A 19,016-nucleotide genomic window follows, 5' to 3' on the forward strand; every position below is an offset into this window, starting at 1 on the left:
TTCATTTATAATTTATTTCAAAAGACTGTTTAAAATAAAGAAAACTCTGTTGATAACTAATTCAACAGAGTTTTGAGTTTTTAGCTGTAAATAGTATTTTAGCACGTACCTCAATTTACCTTTTTTATGACGCAAGAGACACAATACACAGAAGATAATATACGCTCGTTAGACTGGAAAGAACATATTAGAATGCGTCCTGGAATGTATATTGGTAAATTGGGTGATGGTTCTTCACCTGATGATGGAATTTATATTTTAGTAAAAGAAGTACTCGATAACTCTATCGATGAATTTGTAATGGGAACGGGTAAAACTATCGAAGTTTCTGTACAAGGAAATAAAGTTATTGTACGAGATTATGGTCGTGGTATTCCGTTAGGAAAAGTGGTGGATGTAGTTTCAAAAATGAATACGGGAGGAAAGTATGATTCACGTGCGTTTAAGAAATCAGTAGGACTTAACGGAGTTGGTACCAAAGCAGTAAACGCTTTATCTACTTTTTTTAGAGTAGAAAGTACACGTGATGGTAAATCGGCTTCTGCAGAATTTGAAAAAGGAAATCTTACTAACGAAGAAACTGTAGAGGAAACAACTCGTAGAAGAGGAACAAAGGTTTCTTTTATTGCGGATGATACAATCTTCAAAAATTATAAATACCGTCCAGAATATATTGTTAAACTCTTAAAAAATTATGTTTATCTAAATCCTGGATTAACAATTGTTTTTAACGGAGAAAAATATTTTTCAGAAAATGGGTTAAAGGATTTATTGGAAGACAACAACAATCAAGAAGATATGTTGTATCCGATTATTCATTTAAGGGGAGATGATATTGAAGTAGCTATAACACATAGTAAAACACAATATTCTGAAGAATACCATTCGTTTGTTAACGGGCAAAACACCACACAAGGAGGAACACACTTAGCCGCTTTTAGAGAAGCGTTCGTAAAAACAATTCGTGAATTCTACGGAAAGAATTTTGAAGCATCTGATGTTCGAAAATCAGTAATTTCTGCCATATCTATTAAAGTAATGGAACCTGTTTTTGAAAGTCAGACCAAAACAAAATTAGGTTCTACTGATATGGGAGGCGATTTACCAACAGTTCGTACTTATATAAACGATTTTGTAAAAACACAACTCGATAACTATTTACATAAGAATACAGAAACGGCAGAAAAACTTCAAAAGAAGATTTTACAGGCAGAGAAAGAGCGTAAAGAATTATCTGGAATTCGAAAATTAGCAAGAGATAGAGCTAAAAAAGCAAGTTTACACAATAAAAAGTTACGAGATTGTCGTATTCATTTTGGAGATACTAAAAAGGAAAATTATTTAGATACCACGTTATTTATTACAGAGGGAGACTCCGCAAGTGGATCGATAACCAAATCGAGAAATGTAAATACACAAGCGGTTTTTAGCTTAAAAGGAAAGCCTTTAAATTCATACGGATTAACGAAGAAAATCGTGTATGAAAATGAAGAATTTAATTTACTACAATCTGCTTTAAATATAGAAGACGGACTAGAAGATTTACGTTATAACAATATTGTAATTGCTACCGATGCCGATGTAGATGGTATGCATATTCGATTGTTATTAATTACGTTCTTTTTACAATTCTTTCCAGAGGTAATTAAAGAAGGTCACTTATACATTTTAGAGACTCCTTTATTTAGGGTTCGTAATAAGAAAGAAACAATTTATTGCTATTCGGAAGAAGAAAAGAAAAATGCTATCGAAAAACTACGTGGTAAACCAGAAATAACACGATTTAAAGGGTTAGGGGAGATTTCTCCTAACGAATTTGTACATTTTATTGGAGATGATATTCGATTAGAACCTGTAATGTTAGATAAAGAAATGTCTATCGAACAGATGTTAGAATTTTATATGGGTAAAAACACCCCAAATCGTCAAAAGTTCATCATTAATAATCTTAAAGTTGAACTAGATTTGGTCTCAACGGAAGAATAAAAAATGAAGGATAAACTCAGAAAAATATTATTGATATTATCAATAAAAATGATAGTTGTGAATTTTCTGAAGATTGATTTTGAAAGCCCTTTTAATATGAAACTAAATCGTTCATCTTATTTAGGAATCTTATCAATGTTTTTTATTACGCTATCAATGATTTTATCAATTTAAGATAACAAAAATTAAGAAGAATCTTAATGGAAGAAAATAACAATTACGAACACAACGAAGAATTAACTAACGAAAACCAATCTGAAAATACAGAAACTATAACGAAGGTTACAGGTATGTACAAAGAATGGTTTTTAGACTATGCTTCGTATGTAATTTTAGAACGTGCGGTACCATCAATAGAAGATGGCTTTAAACCAGTGCAACGTCGCATTATGCATTCTATGAAAGATTTAGACGATGGTCGTTACAATAAGGTAGCAAACATTGTTGGTCATACAATGCAATATCACCCGCATGGAGATGCTTCTATTGGAGATGCGATGGTGCAAATGGGGCAAAAAGAATTGCTGATAGATATGCAAGGTAACTGGGGTAATATCTTAACAGGAGATAGAGCTGCAGCTTCTCGTTATATTGAGGCACGTTTATCAAAATTTGCATTAGATGTTGTTTTTAACCCTAAAACGACAGAATGGAAAATGTCGTATGATGGTAGAAGAAAAGAACCTGTAGATTTACCTGTAAAGTTTCCAATGTTATTGGCACAAGGAGCAGAAGGTATTGCGGTTGGATTATCAACCAAAATATTACCTCATAATTTTAATGAATTAATAGATGCTTCTATAAAATATTTAAAAGGAAGAAATTTTACCATTTTACCTGATTTTTTAACAGGAGGAATAGCTGATTTTACCGATTATAAAGATGGTAAAAGAGGAGGAAAAGTAAGAGTTCGCGCAAAAATTTCTGCACTCGATAAAAAAACATTGGTAATTACTGAAGTCCCTTTTGGTACAACAACTTCATCATTAATTGATAGCATTATCAAGGCGAATGAAAAGGGTAAAATAAAAATTAAAAAGATTGAAGATAATACAGCGGCCAATGTAGAGATTTTAGTGCATTTACCACCTAATGTATCTCCAGATACTACTATTGATGCTTTATATGCATTTACCAATTGTGAAAGTTCGATTTCGCCATTATGCTGTGTGATTGAAGACAACAAACCTATTTTTATTGGAGTTACTGAGATTTTAAAAAAATCAACAGATTTTACGGTAGATTTGCTCAAGAGAGAACTTGAAATTCAGTTAAATGAATTAGAAGAGCAATGGCATTTTTCCTCTTTAGAACGTATTTTTATTGAAAATAGAATCTATCGAGATATAGAAGAAGAAGAGTCTTGGGAAGGGGTAATTGCAGCGATCGATAAAGGTTTACAACCACATATTAAACATTTAAAGAGAGCAGTTACAGAAGAGGATATTGTACGCTTAACAGAAATCAGAATTAAAAAGATTTCTAAGTTTGACATAGATAAGGCTAAACAACATATAGAAAGTTTAGAAGAGAAAATAGCAGAAGTAAAAAATTATTTAGCAAACTTAATTGAGTTTGCTATAGATTATTTTAAACGATTAAAAGACACCTACGGTAAAGGAAAAGAACGTAAAACAGAAATCCGTATTTTTGATGACATTGTTGCAACTAAAGTTGTAATGCGTAATGCTAAACTGTATGTAAACAGAGAAGAAGGTTTTATAGGAACTTCATTGAAAAAAGACGAATATGTCACTGACTGCGCCGATATAGACGATATTATCATTTTTAGAGAAGATGGAACGATGATGGTTACAAAAGTGGATGCTAAAACTTTTGTAGGTAAAGGAATTATGCATGTTGCTGTATTTAAGAAGGGAGACAAGCGTACAGTTTATAATATGATTTATAAAGATGGCGTTAAAGGACCAAGTTATATGAAACGTTTTAATGTAACAGGGGTAACTCGTGATAAAGAATACGATTTATCTAATGGAAGTAAAGGATCTAAAGTACTTTATTTTACAGCAAATCAAAATGGAGAAGCAGAAGTAGTAACTATTAATTTACGAGCTGTAGGAAGTGTTAAAAAGCTAAAATGGGATTTAGATTTTGCAGATTTAGCAATTAAAGGACGTTCTGTTAGAGGTAATTTGGTAAGTAAACACTCAATAAAGAAAATTGAATTTAAAGAAGCTGGGGTTTCAACCTTAAAGCCACGTAAAATTTGGTTTGACGATACTGTTCAGCGTTTAAATGTTGATAATAGAGGAGAATTATTAGGGGAATTTAAAGCTGAAGATAAAATACTCATTGCAACACAATCGGGTAAGATTAAGGCGGTAACACCAGATTTGGCAATGCATTTTGAAGATGATATGATTGTACTGGAAAAATGGAAACCTAATAAACCTTTATCAGCTATTTATTTTGATGGAGAAAAAGAACGTTATTATGTTAAGCGTTTTGTTGTTGAAACTTCTGGAAAAGAGGAAGTTTTTATTTCAGATCACGATAAGAGTAAGTTAGAAATTATCGCTACAGATTATCGCCCTATAGCAGAAGTTATTTTCTCTAAGCGAAGTTTAGAAAAAATTGAAGTAAATTTTGAGGAGTTTATTGCGGTAAAAGGAATTAAAGCTTTAGGTAATCAATTAACAACTGATAAGATTAAACAGGTTAATTTATTAGAATCACTTCCATATGAAGAGCCAGAGAAAGAGAAAGCGGAAGAAATGGAAGTAAATGATGAAGAAGTGATAGAAGATGTTTTACCTTTAGATGTTCCAGAAATAACAAAATCTAAAAAAGTCTTTGAAACCAAAGAAGAAAAAGCTAAAAAAGCTTTAGAGCGATCTATTCAAAAGAAAAAAGATACGAGTGATGATCAACCAACATTATTTTAGATGCAAGATATCATACAATACTTTTCTAAGTTAGATTCCCCAGAAAGTGTACTTCTTTATGTGCTAGTAATTACTTTTGTTGCTTGGGTTGTTTCTAGGGTTTTAAGGTATATTATCGTTCTTATTATTAAATCGAGAAAATCAGATCGATTTGGTAGAACAAGTATTCAGTTTTTGCGAAACTCAGTAAAGTTTTTTGTAGGTGTTTTTGCTGTGTTCTATATTATTTCAACAGTTCCAGCTTTTAGAAGTAAAGCTTCATTTATCTTTTCTGGAGCAGGAATTTTAGCAGCTATTATTGGTTTTGCTGCACAGGCAGCTTTATCTAATTTAATAGCAGGAGCATTTATCGTAATTTTTAGACCATTTAGAGTAGGTGATTATATAAAATTAGATGAAGAACGTATAGGTATTGTACAAGATATTAATCTGCGTCATACAGTTATTAATAATTTTGAAAACAAACGATTAATTATACCAAATTCGGTAATTAGTACTGCGTCTATTTTAAATCATACTATTATAGATTCTCATGTGTTGAGTTTTAATAACTTTAAAGTTGGTTTAAAAGCTGATATAGATCTAGCAAGAAAAATAATCCGAGAAGAAGCTGTAAAGCTGCCTAATGTTATAGATAATCGTACACCAGAAGATGTATTAGCTACTAAAGATCAAATAGATGTTAGAGTAATAGATATTCATACAAGTTACATTCATTTACGTGCTTATGTTTGGATAAATGAGCCTTTTAAAGAGTTTAAAAACAAATGTGCTTTAAAAGAAGCTGTTCATAAACGTTTTGTTAAAGAAGGTGTTGATTTACCTATACCAATTAGTAAAATAATAAAAATAGAATAAAAAAAAGCCTCATTAATCGATGAGGCTTTTTTATTGGTTTCGAAAATAAGTTGCCCCATGAGAGGTTACTTTACATTTTGTTACCTACTAGAAAACGTTAAGTATAAATCTATATTCATTAGAGTTTACTTTTTGTCAAACTTATGATTATCAGTTACTATTGCCCATCCATGGTTATTCACTTTATCTGTTGAAATACAACTTACTTTGGCTCCAATACTATTATCAAAATTGTCTTGAGAATTAGCAATATAAACCCTAGAGATATAATTTTTGGAAGCAAAACGAGGAATGCTTTTAGTCCATTTATCCTTATTACTGTTATAAATATGAAAATTAAAAAAAACTTTATTGCCTCCGTTTGGAGGGTATACATCTTCTCTGTCGGCAGGCATCTCTTTCATTGTAAAGCATAAGCGACTGTCTCTTAAGTTAATACCTGCATAGGTTTCACCCCAACTTTCATTTCCTGTTAATACAAAAATATACTTTCCTCTCATTTCATTAATACTTGGCCAACCATATTGACTTACATTAGTAGCCAAATCTACATTTGGGTTAGTAAATAAAGTATTAGGTTTAAAAATTAAATTTTCTCCTAAATATCTTTTCAAGTAAGTGTCAATTTGATCATGGAAATTTTGGAATCCGCCCCCCGTGCTTTTAATATCTAACTTTACCATAATGGGATAATGATCTGGAGAACCATCATGCCATTGTTTAAGTTCATTTAAATATTTAGAAAGTTTATCTCCAAATAAACCACTAGTATGATTTACGGTCCAGAAATTGTCACTAATATCACCATTTGGTGTGAATGAACTTGTATGTCTCCAAATATCCAGTTCTACCCCCATACAATTTCCATTTTCACTGGTTTTTCCATCACTTTTAACATACCTGGTAAGTTGTTCTCCAATGGATTCGTTACGTTCATATGAATTATGAGATCCTTTAAAAACTATTTGATGATATTTTAAATTATTAAGGTCAGATACAGAAATACCTGTGCCTTTATTAGCGGTTATATTGTCTAAATTGTCAAGAGATTCTAATTCAATATTGTCTGTATTAAGATCATTTTCATCACTATTTTTTTCGCATTGAATGAATAAAGATATTAACAATAAAAAGAAGAAGGGTTTTAAAAATTTCATGAGATATGTTTTATAGGTTATTAAACAATTCTACGGATTTTTAAAAGCAACCCCAAAACTATTGGATTATGGTTTATTTATTTAATTGTTAAAAAAAAACTTGAAATCAGAGATGAATATCAATTGATAAAGTAATTAGTACAGAATAAAAAAAGCCTCATCAATGGATGAGGCCTTTCTTTTTGAATCTTTAGTAAGATTTATTTCTTTATAAACTTTTTGGTGAAAGCACGTTGGCCATCATTCACTTCTAAAATGTACATTCCATTTTGTAAATCACGTATATCAACATTTCTATTAGCTTGTCCATCTTTAACAGTTTGGCCAATTAAATTAATTACTCTGAAAGAGGCATCTCTACCGTCTTTTAAATTAATATTAATATAATTTGAAGAAGGATTAGGGTAAACAATGGCATCGAATACACGAGCTTCGTTTCCTAAAGTACCATCCACTTGTACTGAAGTTTTATTAGAAATTCCACGAGCAGCACTTCCTATATTAACAGTGTAGTCTTCAACTTCACCATAAGAAAAACTTTCACAAGCTGTTTGTGTAGCATCCCATTTCATAGAAACACGCATTCTTGTTGCTCCTGCATTTGCTGAGGTAGGTACAGAGAAAGTATAAGATAAATTTCCTGAGCTTGAAGATGACCCTGAAACTACTTCTTCACTTGCTTCAAAAGTTCCGTTTTGATTAAAATCAATCCAAACTTTCCAAAATTCAGTATAAGAAGAACTGCTAAAACCAGCACTTACTATTATGTTATTATTTCCGTATGTTAAGTTTCCTGTTAGGTTTGTAAAATCACCATAACCATTGTTCGCTCCAGAAGTATTAGAGATTCCCCCAATAGCAACATTATCAATCCATTCGTAACTAGCATTACTACCTTTAGAAGGACAATAAGAAACAGAACTACCTAGAGTTGTTACATTAATTGTATTACTTGTAGATGAAGTATTACCTGCTGCGTCAAAAGCTCTTACAGAAAATGAGTAAGTTGTGCTAGCTGTTAAGCCAGATACAGAATAACTTGTAGAAGTTACTGTAGCAACTTTTGTTGCTCCACGATACACATCGTAACCTGTTACTGTTAAATTATCAGAAGAAGCAGTCCAAGATAAATTAGCTGATGTTTGAGTGATATTTGTTGCAGCCATGTTTGTAGGAGCTGTAGGAGCTGTTGTATCAGAAGGAGGAGTAGCACCACCATTAACTGTGTGACTTCCTAATCCACTAAACGTATCTTGACTATATGAATCCCATTCTGATGTGGTATAAGAAGTGTTTGGAGAAGTTACCGATGATTTTCTTCTTATAGTTGTATTTTGTGCAAAGTTTGCGCTACTAGAAGGATTTCCAATTAAATCAATTAATGCATCACTTTTAAATAACCCTACAGCATCATTACCATTAAAAGTCATTACACTGTTAGTAGTATTTAAATCAGCAACATTTTTAATAGCAGTAGTTGCGCTACTATTTGCGATAACATAAACTTCACCGTTAGCTAATTGTCCGCTTAAGTTTAAAGTATTAGACCAAGAACCACCGCCATTAGAAGCTTTTTTAAGAGAATAATTAGATAAGTTTATAGTTGCTCCTGTAAAGTTTGCAATTTCTAAAGCTTTATTATTAGATGAACCTTCAATATATTCAGAGATAAATAAATCAGAAGTTGTTCCGCTTCCGCCACCTCCTCCAGAAGAAGTTGTTGTAGCTGCAGCAGTATTACTATTAGTAGATATGTTACTAGCAGCGTCATAAGCTCTTACAGTAAAAGTATATGAAGTACCAGCAGTTAAGTTTGAAACAGTAAAGTTTGTAGTAACTGTAGTACCAACTTGAATACCACCTTCGTAGATTCTGTATCCAATAACAGCTGTATTATCTGTAGATGCACCCCAAGATAAATCAACAGTAGTTTGTGTAATGTTAGCAGCAGTTAAATTTGTTGGAGCAGTAGGTGCTTGAGTATCTCCACCACCTGATCCACCACCAAATAAATCTTCGGCTTGAGGTCCACCCCAAATCTCTGTTGCAAAGGCAGGGTTATCAATAAATGGATTTCTATTTCCTTGAATACTCTCTAAAATAGGGTTACGTTGCTTTTCGAAGTCAGAAACAGGATCTTCAACATTCCACTGAATGAATAAAGAAAGCATGTTAGCATCTGATGCCATAGTAGATCCAGTACCAACACCAGTTGGTAAACATTGATTACCATAACGTAAGTACATGTACATCATCATACGAGCAACATCACCTTTCCATTCATCTCCAGGATACCATCCCCCTGTAACATTACCAGCGTTACCCGTACCAGCAGCAAATTTTTTACTACTTCTTTGTGAGTTAAAAGAAATATCTGCAGGTCTTAAGTGGTGAGCATCGGCTCCAGGACCAGAAGTTCCTAAATTAGGATTCCCTAATGATTTTGCATACGTATGTTCTCTGTTCCATTGTGTACCTGCAGAACCACCATTGGCATCTTTACTTCTAGTTCTATCTGTAACATAGTTACCATCTGTGTCACTATATCCATAAATTAATATAACTTTAGAAGAATCGTTTGGATCTAAATCCGTTTGTTTCAAAGCATCCCATACACCAGGTGTATATGATAAGTTTGTATGATGTGAACTAGTAATTTTTACAGCTAAAGCGTCCTTTAAAGCTGTGCCTGTTTGATTTAAATTCACATCATTATAATACGACGGAATTTGAGCGGATACTGATAGGGACATCATCATCAGTAATAAGAAGGGGAATAATTTTTTCATTTAATTGAAGTTAATTGTGTTAATTTGTTTTAAGTCGCGCTAAATTAACAGTTTTTTAACAGTTTTTAATATTACTAAATTGTTAACAACAAACAAATTACCAACAAGCTGTAAACAATTAAGGTTTTTGTTGGAAATTGTGTAAATTTGCAGGCTAAAATCAGAGGTTAAAGATGAAGATATCATATAATTGGTTACAACAATTTTTACAATTAGATTGGGCTCCTGTAAAAACAGGAGAATTATTGACAGATCTAGGATTAGAAGTAGAAGGAATTGAAACCAAAGAAAGTATTAAAGGGAGCTTACAAGGAGTTGTGGTAGGAGAGGTTTTAACTTGTGTTAAACATCCTAATGCAGACAAACTTAAAATAACTACAGTTAATTTGGGTAATGGAGAACCTGTACAAATTGTATGTGGAGCTCCTAATGTAGATGCTGGTCAAAAAGTACCAGTTGCTACGGTTGGCACGATGTTATATGATGAAAAAGGAGAAGGTTTTAAAATTAAAAAAGGAAAAATTAGAGGTGAAGAAAGCCACGGAATGATCTGTGCCGAAGACGAACTAGGTCTAGGTAAAGGTCATGATGGAATTATGATTTTAGAAGCTTCTTTAGAACCAGGAATACCAGCTGCTGAGGTTTTCAATATAGAGACAGATTATGTATTTGAAATTGGTTTAACACCAAACCGAGCAGATGCTATGAGTCATTTTGGTGTTGCTCGTGATTTACGTGCGGGTTTAATACAGCAAGGAACTAATTTAGAGTTGATTTCTCCTTCTGTATCTGATTTTAGGGTTGATGAAAGAAGATTAAAGATAGATGTTGAAGTCGAAGATAAAAATTTAATTCCAAGATATTCTGGTGTTAGTATAACTGATGTTGAGGTAAAAGATTCTCCAGAGTGGATTCAAAATAGGTTAAAAACTATAGGTATTGTTCCAAAAAATAATATAGTAGATATTACAAATTATGTTTTACATGAGTTAGGTCAGCCTTTACATGCTTTTGATGCAGCAAAAATCAAAGGAGGAAAAATTGTAGTTAAAACGTTAGAAGAAGGTACAAAGTTTACAACTTTAGATGAGATTGAACGTACATTATCATCAGAAGATATTATGATTTGCGATGCTGAAGATAATCCTCTATGTATTGGAGGTGTTTTCGGTGGACTACATTCTGGTGTTACAAAAAATACAACGACAATTTTCTTAGAAAGTGCTTACTTTAACCCGGTATCTATTCGTAAAACAGCAAAAAGGCATGCATTAAATACAGATGCTTCTTTCCGTTTTGAAAGAGGAATTGATATTAATCAAACAAAATATGCTTTAAAAAGAGCAGCTTTATTAATTCAACAGTATGCAGGCGGTAAGTTATCATCAGATATCATGGATTATTATCCTGAAAAGATTGAAGATTTCGAAGTGTTTTTATCGTACGAAAATGTATACCGTTTAATAGGTCAAGAAATTCCGAAGGAAACCATTAAAAATATTTTAGCTTCTTTAGAAATTAAAATTAATAGTGCTACCGAAGGCGGTTTAGGGTTAGTTATTCCTTCATACAGAGTTGATGTGCAACGTGAAGCTGATATTATTGAAGAAATTCTTAGAGTTTACGGATATAATAATATTGAGTTTTCTCATAAATTGAACACTTCAATTTCTTTTGATAATGATATTCAGGTAAAAGTAGAAAATACTATTGCCAATCAATTAGTAGCGTTAGGATTTAACGAAACAATGGCAAACTCATTAACAAAGGCAGATTATGTAGGCTTGACTGAAAACTTAAATGAGGCTAATAATGTAGAAATGTTAAATCCGTTGAGTAACGATTTAAAAGTGATGCGTCAATCACTTTTATTTAGCGGATTAGAAAGTATTGCTTATAATATTAACAGAAAGAATAATTCACTTAAGTTTTATGAGTTTGGTAAAACGTATCATAAATACGAAAGCGGATATCAAGAAGATAAACATTTAACGTTATTTGTTACAGGTAACCGTACTAAAGATAGTTGGAAAGTAGCTACACAAGTATCTGATTTCTTTTATGTAAAAGGTGTGGTAACTTCGTTATTAACTCGATTAGGAATTACTAAATTAAAAACAACACCTGTAAAAAGTGATGTTTTCGCAGAAGGAATTACCTTAAGTTTAGGGAAAATAAAACTGGTTGATTTAGGAGTTGTAAAACGTACTGTTTTAAAAGAATTCGGAATAAAACAAGAAGTTATTTTTGCTGATTTTAATTGGGATAATATTTTAAAGTTAAGTGGTAACAAGAAGCTTAAAGTTACTGACTTACCAAAATTCCCTGCTGTTAAGCGTGATTTAGCGTTGTTGATAGACAACAAAGTTGAATTTAAAGAAATCTATAATTTAGCTTTCCAATCGGAAAAGAACTTGTTAAAAGAAGTTGATTTGTTTGATGTGTATGAAGGTGATAAATTACCAGAAGGTAAAAAGTCATACGCGGTAAGTTTTGTAATTCAAGATGAAAACAAAACGTTAAACGACAAGCAAATTGATAAAATAATGCAAAAATTACAGCAAACATTCGAAAAGAATGTTGGCGCTGAATTAAGATAAGATAAAAGCTTCCGTTTGGAAGCTTTTTTTATATTTGATAATTTATGATTCTACTTATTTTTTTTAACGAACCACAAATAGATTCTAATTCTTTTTTGTTATCTCTGTTCGGTGGAGCACTTGGAGGAGGAATATTCTCATTAATAGCAATAATTTTGAATAATTATTTTGAGAAGAATAAATATGAAAAAGAAATAAAAACTTTTTTATGGAAAGAGAAAATTCAAGCATCTAAAAAGGCATCTGAATTTTATTTAGAAATTATTAATTATTTCAATTTGGCAATAGCAAATTTAGAATTAATATTAGATGAAGAAATAGGTTATAGTTCACTTTCAGAAAAAATTGCTTTTCATGAAAATAGAATAAATAGTATTAATTCTTTTGAACATCATCATGTTAATATTTTTTATGATTTAGTTAGTGAAGAAGCTAAGAATCAGTCAATAAAATTAAATAAAGCTATTCATAAAATTAAATTATTAAATATTGATGATGATAGAGATAAAATAATCTTTTTAATTACAGATATTCGAGATTGTTATTCAAGTTTAGAAAACATATATATAGATCAATTATCTAATGTTAGGAGTAACATTAAAAGTTATATTGAATAAAAAAAGCACTAATGTACAAACTACTTATTCGTCCCATTTTTTTCCTTTTCGATCCGGAAAAGATTCATCATTTTACTTTTTCATTAGTAAAGTTTTTATCTAAAATTCCTGGAATTCCGGCAATTTTTAGAGGCTTGTATCAGGTAAATGATAAACGTTTAGAAAGAAAATTATTTGGTTTAACCTTTAAAAATCCAGTAGGTTTAGCAGCAGGATTTGATAAAAATGCGGTTTTATACAATGAGTTGGCTAACTTCGGATTTGGTTTTGTAGAAATTGGTACCGTAACCCCAAATGGTCAGGTTGGAAATCCGAAGCAACGTTTATTCCGTTTGAAACAAGACCAAGGAATTATTAACCGAATGGGTTTTAATAACGAAGGTTTAGAAGCTGCCATCAAACAGTTAAAAAAGAACAAAGGCAACGTATTAATTGGTGGAAATATTGGTAAAAATACCGCTACGTTACCCGAAAATTACACAGCTGATTATGTAGAGTGTTTTAAAGGCTTGCACCCGTATGTAGATTATTTTGTGTTGAATGTTAGCTGTCCGAATGTGAGCAGTCACGCAAAATTAGAAGATGCTGATTATTTAAAAGAGCTGATTACTGAAGTTCAAAAACTGAATAATCAGGAAACAAAACAAAAGCCAATATTACTAAAAATTGCACCCGATTTGAATGATCATCAGTTAGATGAAATCATTGAGCTAGTTGCAGAAACTAAAATTGATGGAGTAATTGCTTCTAACACATCGGTAAACAGAGAAGGTTTACAAACATCTAAAGAACGTTTACAAGAAATTGGCAATGGTGGTTTAAGCGGACAACCAATTAAAGATAGAAGTACACGTGTTATTAAATATTTGGCAGATAACTCTAACAAAGCATTTCCAATTGTTGGAGTAGGAGGTATTCACTCTGCTGAAGATGCGTTAGAAAAGCTGCATGCTGGTGCCGATTTAGTGCAGATCTATACTGGTTTTATTTACGAAGGACCAAGTTTGATTAAAAAAATTAATAAGGCTATATTAAAGAATAATGATTAGAGAAATTAGAGAAGAAGAAAAAAAACTAATAGCTCATATTGTTAAAGATGAGATTGAAATTCCAAAGTTTATAAGAGAACTAAAGGATGGAGGAATGGGGTCAATTTCATTTGACTTAAATAAAAAATCAATAAGATATGAGAGTCTATTTAATGCAGAATTTATTGATAGTGATGGTTTACTTGTAGATATTGAATTAACAATTGATGAGCAAGGTAATTTATTTGAATTTGATTTTTTCAAAGTGGATTTTAATAAATTAATAAACTATCCTAAATATGAAAACTTAACAATAACTAAGTGCAATATTTAAATTTTCTATGCTAGAAACACTACTTTCATTTGCGCTTGCCACTGCAACGTTGGCTATTTCCCCAGGACCAGATAATATTTTTGTGCTCACACAAAGTATTGTTAACGGTAAAAAGTTTGGTTTAGCAACTGTTGCGGGTTTAATGACAGGGTGTATTGTGCATACAACTTTGGTTGCCTTTGGAGTTTCAGAGGTTATTAAAAGAAATGAAAATCTGTTTTTTGTTATTAAGTTATTTGGTGCTGGGTATTTATTGTATTTAGCATATAAAGTGTTTAAAAGTGATGCAACAATCACTTTTTCAACAGATAATGTTGAGCAAAAATCGACTACAGAATTGTTTAAAACCGGTTTTTGGATGAACGTATTAAATCCGAAGGTGACTATTTTCTTTTTAGCATTTTTTCCACAGTTCTTATTTTCAAAAGATATTTCTACGGTCTATCAATTTTATGTATTAGGCTTTGTTTTTATTCTGGTTTCCTTTGTTATTTTCTCGTTAATAGCAGTTTTGGCAGGTTCTATTTCTGATTATATTAAACAAAACGAAAAAGTAGGAGTGTACCTAAAATGGATGCAAATAGTTGTTTTTATAGCTATTGCAGGATTGATCTTACTATAATTATTTCCAACCTTTTCTAATCAATAAATTTTCTATGTGTGCGTAATGGTGGTTACAATGCCACGCATAAATACCAATATTTTCTTTTAGAACTACTTCTTTATTACTTTCCGGGAGAATAAATGATTTACTTAGTTCCTCATCGGTTAAACCTTTTATAAGATATACCAGTTTAGCATGAATAGCTTTTAAATGCAATAAAGAAAGCTGAATTGGCGCAGATTTTGAATCAAATAATTCAGCCCAACGATCTTCAAAATAAGCTTTGATAATGGGTTTATCTTCGGTTAATGCCCATTTAAAACGAGTGTACGAATTATGATGACTATCCGCACAATGGTGTACAACTTGTCTAACAGTCCACCCACCATCTCTATACGGAGTATCTAATTGTTCATCCGTAAGGTTACTAACTAATTTTTCCAGTTTTTCTGAGAAATCTTCCAGAGTTTTGGTCCAATCTTTAACATTTTCTGGAGTAATATTTTCAGGAATGTTGGGTTTACCTATGGGGTATTTTAAATGTTCCATCTACTCTTTTTTGGTCAATTTTTCCAAATTCTTTTTTGAACTTTTGTTTTCAGGATTAATTTCTAATGCTTTTTGATAATTAATAATGGCTTCAGCTGTATCTTTCTTACGTAAAAAAGCATCGCCTAAACTATCAAACGTATTTGAACTTTTTGGGTATAAAACAGTGTTAATTCTAAAAAGGTTAATTGCCTTATTAAACTCATCGTTTCTTAAATGACGGTAACCAGTGGAGTTTATTGTATTTTCATCAATAACAGGACTCAAACTATCCTTTTCTTGAATAGCTAAATAACCTTTAAGTGCCATTTCGTAATCGTTATCAGCTAAATATTCACTTGGTGTCTTTTCATTTTCTTTTAGTTTGCTAAAAACGTATTTGTTGTCTTTATGCTCGCGTTTTTGAGCTAATTCAATTTTGTTTTTAGTAGTATTAAAAACTAGCTTTTCATTCATTTCACTTACATAAAAAGTACTATCATTAACCTTCATAGGTTCTAAATCTTTACCTCGCCATTTTAAAAATAACTTTTCTTGATCAAAATACACTTCAATAACTTCATCTGCATTAAAAAAATAACGACCAGTAGCATTATTAATAAATTCAGGTGAGTTTTTGCTTGATGTACAGCTTATAAAAATTGAGGCAAGTAAAAGAAATAGCAATCGAGTTTTCATTAGTTGGTTGATTTTAGTTGTAAAACTACAAATAAGACGGGATATTTAACAATTTGTTACACGTATAGCTTTATTAAAAGCATAAAAAGCTTCACTTGGCATAAGAATTGACTTATAGAGGTGTTGAGCATTATGATTGGTTTATTATATGCTTGAAAAACAATAAATTAGATTATTATTAGTGTGCGTGTCAAATTGTGTTTAAACATACAGAATGCCACTATGACAGATATACAAATTATGAGCAAATCAAAAATTATACATTTAGACAATTTGTCGCTACAAGATATGTTGAATGAAGATTCTGAGTTAATTCCTTTATTAACACCAGAGGATGAAGAGATTATTAATAACGAAGATGTTCCTGAAGTATTACCAATTCTTCCGTTGCGAAATACCGTGTTGTTTCCTGGAGTGGTAATTCCTATTACAGCAGGAAGAGATAAGTCTATTCAATTAATAAAAGACGCTAACAAAGGAAATAAAATTCTTGGTGTTGTATCTCAAAAAAATGGAGATGTAGAAGACCCCACTATTGATGATATTCATACAACAGGGGTAGTGGCACAAATCTTACGAGTTTTAAAAATGCCTGATGGTAACACAACTGTTATTATTCAAGGAAAAAAGCGTTTTGAAATTGAAGAAGTAATTCAAGAAGAACCGTATTTAAAAGCGAAAGTTAGAGAAGCAATAGAAGATAGAGAAATTGAGGATAAAAAAGAGTTCGATGCCATTATCGATTCAATAAAAGAATTAGCTTTAGAGATCATTAAAGAAAATCCGATGTTGCCTTCGGAAGCTTCTTTTGCGATTAAAAACATAAAATCAAATCCATTTTTGGTGAATTTTATTTCATCTAATATGGATTTAAGTGTAGCACAAAAGCAAGTAATTTTAGAAAAAGATAGTTTAAAAGAACGAGCTTTATTAACACTTAAAAACTTAAATAAAGAGCTTCAGAAGTTACAATTGCGTAATGCCATTCAATCTAAAACACGTTCTGATCTAGATCAGCAACAAAAAGAATATTATTTACATCAGCAGTTAAAAACAATTCAAGAAGAATTAGGAGGTGTTTCTCACGACCAAGAGTTAGAGGAAATGCGTGCGAAAGCCAAGGATAAAAAATGGACGCAAGAAGTTGCAGATACTTTTGAAAAGGAAATCAACCGTTTGAAGAGAATGAATCCGCAAATGGCAGAATATGGTGTACAACGTAACTATTTAGAGTTGATGTTAGAGTTGCCTTGGGGAGAATATTCTGAAGATAAATTCGATTTAAAAAAGGCACAAAAAATATTAGACCGCGATCACTTCGGATTAGAAAAGGTAAAGGAGCGTATTGTTGAACATTTAGCGGTGTTAAAGTTACGAGGAGATATGAAATCGCCAATTATCTGTTTGTACGGACCTCCAGGAGTTGGTAAAACTTCTTTAGGAAAGTCGGTTGCAGAAGCATTAGGACGTAAGTATGTACGTATGTCTTTAGGTGGTTTACGAGACGAAGCAGAAATTCGCGGACATAGAAAAACCTATATCGGTGCGATGCCAGGGCGTGTGATTCAGAATATTAAAAAAGCAGGAACCTCAAACCCTGTGTTTGTATTAGACGAAATTGATAAGTTAAGTCAAAGCAATCAAGGAGATCCTTCTTCTGCGATGTTAGAAGTATTAGATCCTGAGCAAAATACAGAGTTTTACGATAACTATTTAGAAGTTGGGTTCGACCTTTCTAAAGTGCTGTTTATTGCTACGGCTAATAATTTAGGACAAATTCCTTGGGCATTACGCGATCGTATGGAAATCATTAATGTAACAGGATATACGATTGAAGAAAAAACAGAAATTGCTAAAAAATACTTATTTCCGAAGCAATTAAAAGAACATGGTTTAACGACCGATCATTTAAAGATAGGGAAGAAAGAAATAGAAAAAATTGTTGAAGGATATACACGTGAATCTGGAGTTCGTGGCTTAGAGAAGCAAGTAGCTAAAGTAGTGCGACATGCGGCAAAATCTATCGCGATGGAGGAGGAGTACAATGTTAATATTACTAAAGAAGATATTGAAACTATTTTAGGCCCTGCTCGTTTAGAACGCGACAAATACGAAAGTAACGATGTTGCTGGTGTAGTTACTGGTTTAGCGTGGACAAGCGTTGGTGGTGACATTCTGTTTATTGAATCTATTTTATCGAAAGGAAAAGGTAGTTTAAATATTACCGGTAATTTAGGTAAGGTGATGAAAGAATCAGCAACCATTGCGATGGAATATATTAAAGCAAATGCTGAAGAGTTTGGAATTAATCCAGAAGTATTTGATAAGTATAACGTACATATTCACGTTCCGGAAGGCGCAACTCCTAAAGACGGACCAAGTGCTGGTATTACCATGTTAACTTCGTTAGTTTCGTTGTTTTCGCAACGTAAAGTGAAGAATAAATTAGCCATGACCGGTGAAATTACGCTTCGTGGAAAAGTATTGCCAGTTGGTGGAATTAAAGAGAAGATTTTAGCAGCAAAACGTGCCGATATTAAAGAGATCATTTTATGTGCAGATAATAAAAGAGATATAGATGAAATTAAAGAAAACTACTTAAAAGGTCTTAAATTTCATTATGTAACCGAAATGAGTGAGGTAATTGATATAGCTCTTACCAAACAAAAAGTAAAGAACGCTAAAAAGTTAGTGTAAATAAAAAAAGCTCCCAATGTGGGAGCTTTTTTATAAGTGTTGTTTTTATTTTCGCTATCGGTTTTGCATAAGCATAGTAAGGGATTTATAAGCTATTAGTTTGATTTATAAAATGTATTAACAAATACAAGACTACCTTATAATTTTAGCTTATAAATCCCTTATTATGCTTATAGGTTGTTGCGGTTAGTTTTTATTGTGCAGAAACTAAAT

The 19,016-nt window shown here is 31.8% G+C and carries 13 protein-coding genes; 9 read left to right on the forward strand and 4 right to left on the reverse strand.

What is annotated here, in order from left to right; genetic code table 11:
* Positions 1-126 precede the first annotated feature (126 nt).
* The 3 genes from C7447_RS05950 to C7447_RS05960 all read left to right on the forward strand — a co-directional run bounded on the left by C7447_RS05950 (position 127) and on the right by C7447_RS05960 (position 5,750).
* On the forward strand, positions 127-1,986 hold the full coding sequence (locus tag C7447_RS05950; protein ID WP_148869608.1) for a DNA topoisomerase IV subunit B: 1,860 nt from the start codon (positions 127-129) through the stop codon (positions 1,984-1,986).
* Between the two features lie 200 nt (positions 1,987-2,186).
* The gene (locus tag C7447_RS05955; protein ID WP_148869609.1) at positions 2,187-4,892 is read left to right on the forward strand and encodes a DNA gyrase/topoisomerase IV subunit A; all 2,706 of its coding nucleotides are present in this window, start codon (positions 2,187-2,189) and stop codon (positions 4,890-4,892) included.
* Complete coding sequence (locus C7447_RS05960; RefSeq protein ID WP_148869610.1) at positions 4,893-5,750, forward strand: mechanosensitive ion channel family protein; 858 nt, start codon at positions 4,893-4,895, stop codon at positions 5,748-5,750. It abuts the gene before it with no gap.
* A gap of 125 nt (positions 5,751-5,875) precedes the next feature.
* On the opposite strand, the gene C7447_RS05965 is transcribed toward C7447_RS05960, so the two are convergent.
* Positions 5,876-6,907: a Ca2+-dependent phosphoinositide-specific phospholipase C gene (locus tag C7447_RS05965; protein ID WP_148869611.1), complete on the reverse strand. Its 1,032-nt coding sequence runs from the start codon at positions 6,905-6,907 to the stop codon at positions 5,876-5,878.
* Positions 6,908-7,107: 200 nt separating this feature from the next.
* Positions 7,108-9,696 carry an endonuclease gene (locus tag C7447_RS14950; protein WP_246143026.1) on the reverse strand — a complete coding sequence of 863 codons (2,589 nt, stop codon included), beginning with the start codon at positions 9,694-9,696 and terminating at the stop codon, positions 7,108-7,110.
* 173 nt (positions 9,697-9,869) lie between these two features.
* Between C7447_RS14950 and pheT the strand changes: the two genes are divergently transcribed.
* The 5 genes from pheT to C7447_RS06000 are packed head-to-tail and all read left to right on the forward strand — an operon-like array spanning position 9,870 to position 14,897.
* Positions 9,870-12,296, forward strand: coding sequence for a phenylalanine--tRNA ligase subunit beta (gene pheT / locus C7447_RS05980; RefSeq protein ID WP_148869612.1), 2,427 nt, complete (start codon positions 9,870-9,872; stop codon positions 12,294-12,296).
* 44 nt (positions 12,297-12,340) lie between these two features.
* Positions 12,341-12,913 carry a hypothetical protein gene (locus C7447_RS05985; RefSeq protein ID WP_148869613.1) on the forward strand — a complete coding sequence of 191 codons (573 nt, stop codon included), beginning with the start codon at positions 12,341-12,343 and terminating at the stop codon, positions 12,911-12,913.
* A gap of 11 nt (positions 12,914-12,924) precedes the next feature.
* Positions 12,925-13,962 (forward strand): quinone-dependent dihydroorotate dehydrogenase, encoded by a 1,038-nt coding sequence (locus tag C7447_RS05990; RefSeq protein ID WP_148869614.1) that lies wholly within the window; start codon positions 12,925-12,927, stop codon positions 13,960-13,962.
* On the forward strand, positions 13,955-14,275 hold the full coding sequence (locus C7447_RS05995) for a DUF6984 family protein (protein WP_148869615.1): 321 nt from the start codon (positions 13,955-13,957) through the stop codon (positions 14,273-14,275). Before C7447_RS05990 ends, C7447_RS05995 begins: the two co-directional genes overlap by 8 nt.
* Positions 14,276-14,282: 7 nt before the next feature.
* A complete protein-coding gene (locus C7447_RS06000) occupies positions 14,283-14,897 on the forward strand; it encodes a LysE family translocator (RefSeq protein WP_148869616.1) in 615 nt (204 codons plus the stop codon).
* Here C7447_RS06000 and C7447_RS14900 read toward each other — a convergent pair whose 3' ends face one another.
* Complete coding sequence (locus C7447_RS14900; RefSeq protein ID WP_211354900.1) at positions 14,898-15,428, reverse strand: YfiT family bacillithiol transferase; 531 nt, start codon at positions 15,426-15,428, stop codon at positions 14,898-14,900.
* Entirely contained in the window at positions 15,429-16,106 is a 678-nt protein-coding gene (locus C7447_RS14905; RefSeq protein WP_211354901.1) for a tetratricopeptide repeat protein, read from the reverse strand.
* A gap of 240 nt (positions 16,107-16,346) precedes the next feature.
* Here C7447_RS14905 and lon point away from each other — a divergent pair, with 240 nt between their 5' ends.
* Positions 16,347-18,803: an endopeptidase La gene (lon, locus tag C7447_RS06010; protein WP_246143027.1), complete on the forward strand. Its 2,457-nt coding sequence runs from the start codon at positions 16,347-16,349 to the stop codon at positions 18,801-18,803.
* The last annotated feature ends 213 nt before the right edge of the window (positions 18,804-19,016 follow it).

The organism is Tenacibaculum adriaticum, assembly GCF_008124875.1.
Classification (GTDB): domain Bacteria; phylum Bacteroidota; class Bacteroidia; order Flavobacteriales; family Flavobacteriaceae; genus Polaribacter; species Polaribacter adriaticus.

Excerpts from the sequence above, each read along its gene's own strand:
- C7447_RS05985 (WP_148869613.1), top strand. The coding sequence starts at position 12,341 with ATGATTCTACTTATTTTTTTTAACGAACCACAAATAGATTCTAATTCT.
- C7447_RS05995 (WP_148869615.1), top strand. The coding sequence starts at position 13,955 with ATGATTAGAGAAATTAGAGAAGAAGAAAAAAAACTAATAGCTCATATT.
- C7447_RS05955 (WP_148869609.1), top strand. The coding sequence starts at position 2,187 with ATGGAAGAAAATAACAATTACGAACACAACGAAGAATTAACTAACGAA.
- C7447_RS05990 (WP_148869614.1), top strand. The coding sequence starts at position 12,925 with ATGTACAAACTACTTATTCGTCCCATTTTTTTCCTTTTCGATCCGGAA.
- C7447_RS05950 (WP_148869608.1), top strand. The coding sequence starts at position 127 with ATGACGCAAGAGACACAATACACAGAAGATAATATACGCTCGTTAGAC.
- C7447_RS14900 (WP_211354900.1), bottom strand. The coding sequence starts at position 15,428 with ATGGAACATTTAAAATACCCCATAGGTAAACCCAACATTCCTGAAAAT.
- C7447_RS06000 (WP_148869616.1), top strand. The coding sequence starts at position 14,283 with ATGCTAGAAACACTACTTTCATTTGCGCTTGCCACTGCAACGTTGGCT.
- C7447_RS14905 (WP_211354901.1), bottom strand. The coding sequence starts at position 16,106 with ATGAAAACTCGATTGCTATTTCTTTTACTTGCCTCAATTTTTATAAGC.
- pheT (WP_148869612.1), top strand. The coding sequence starts at position 9,870 with ATGAAGATATCATATAATTGGTTACAACAATTTTTACAATTAGATTGG.
- C7447_RS05960 (WP_148869610.1), top strand. The coding sequence starts at position 4,893 with ATGCAAGATATCATACAATACTTTTCTAAGTTAGATTCCCCAGAAAGT.
- C7447_RS05965 (WP_148869611.1), bottom strand. The coding sequence starts at position 6,907 with ATGAAATTTTTAAAACCCTTCTTCTTTTTATTGTTAATATCTTTATTC.
- C7447_RS14950 (WP_246143026.1), bottom strand. The coding sequence starts at position 9,696 with ATGAAAAAATTATTCCCCTTCTTATTACTGATGATGATGTCCCTATCA.
- lon (WP_246143027.1), top strand. The coding sequence starts at position 16,347 with ATGAGCAAATCAAAAATTATACATTTAGACAATTTGTCGCTACAAGAT.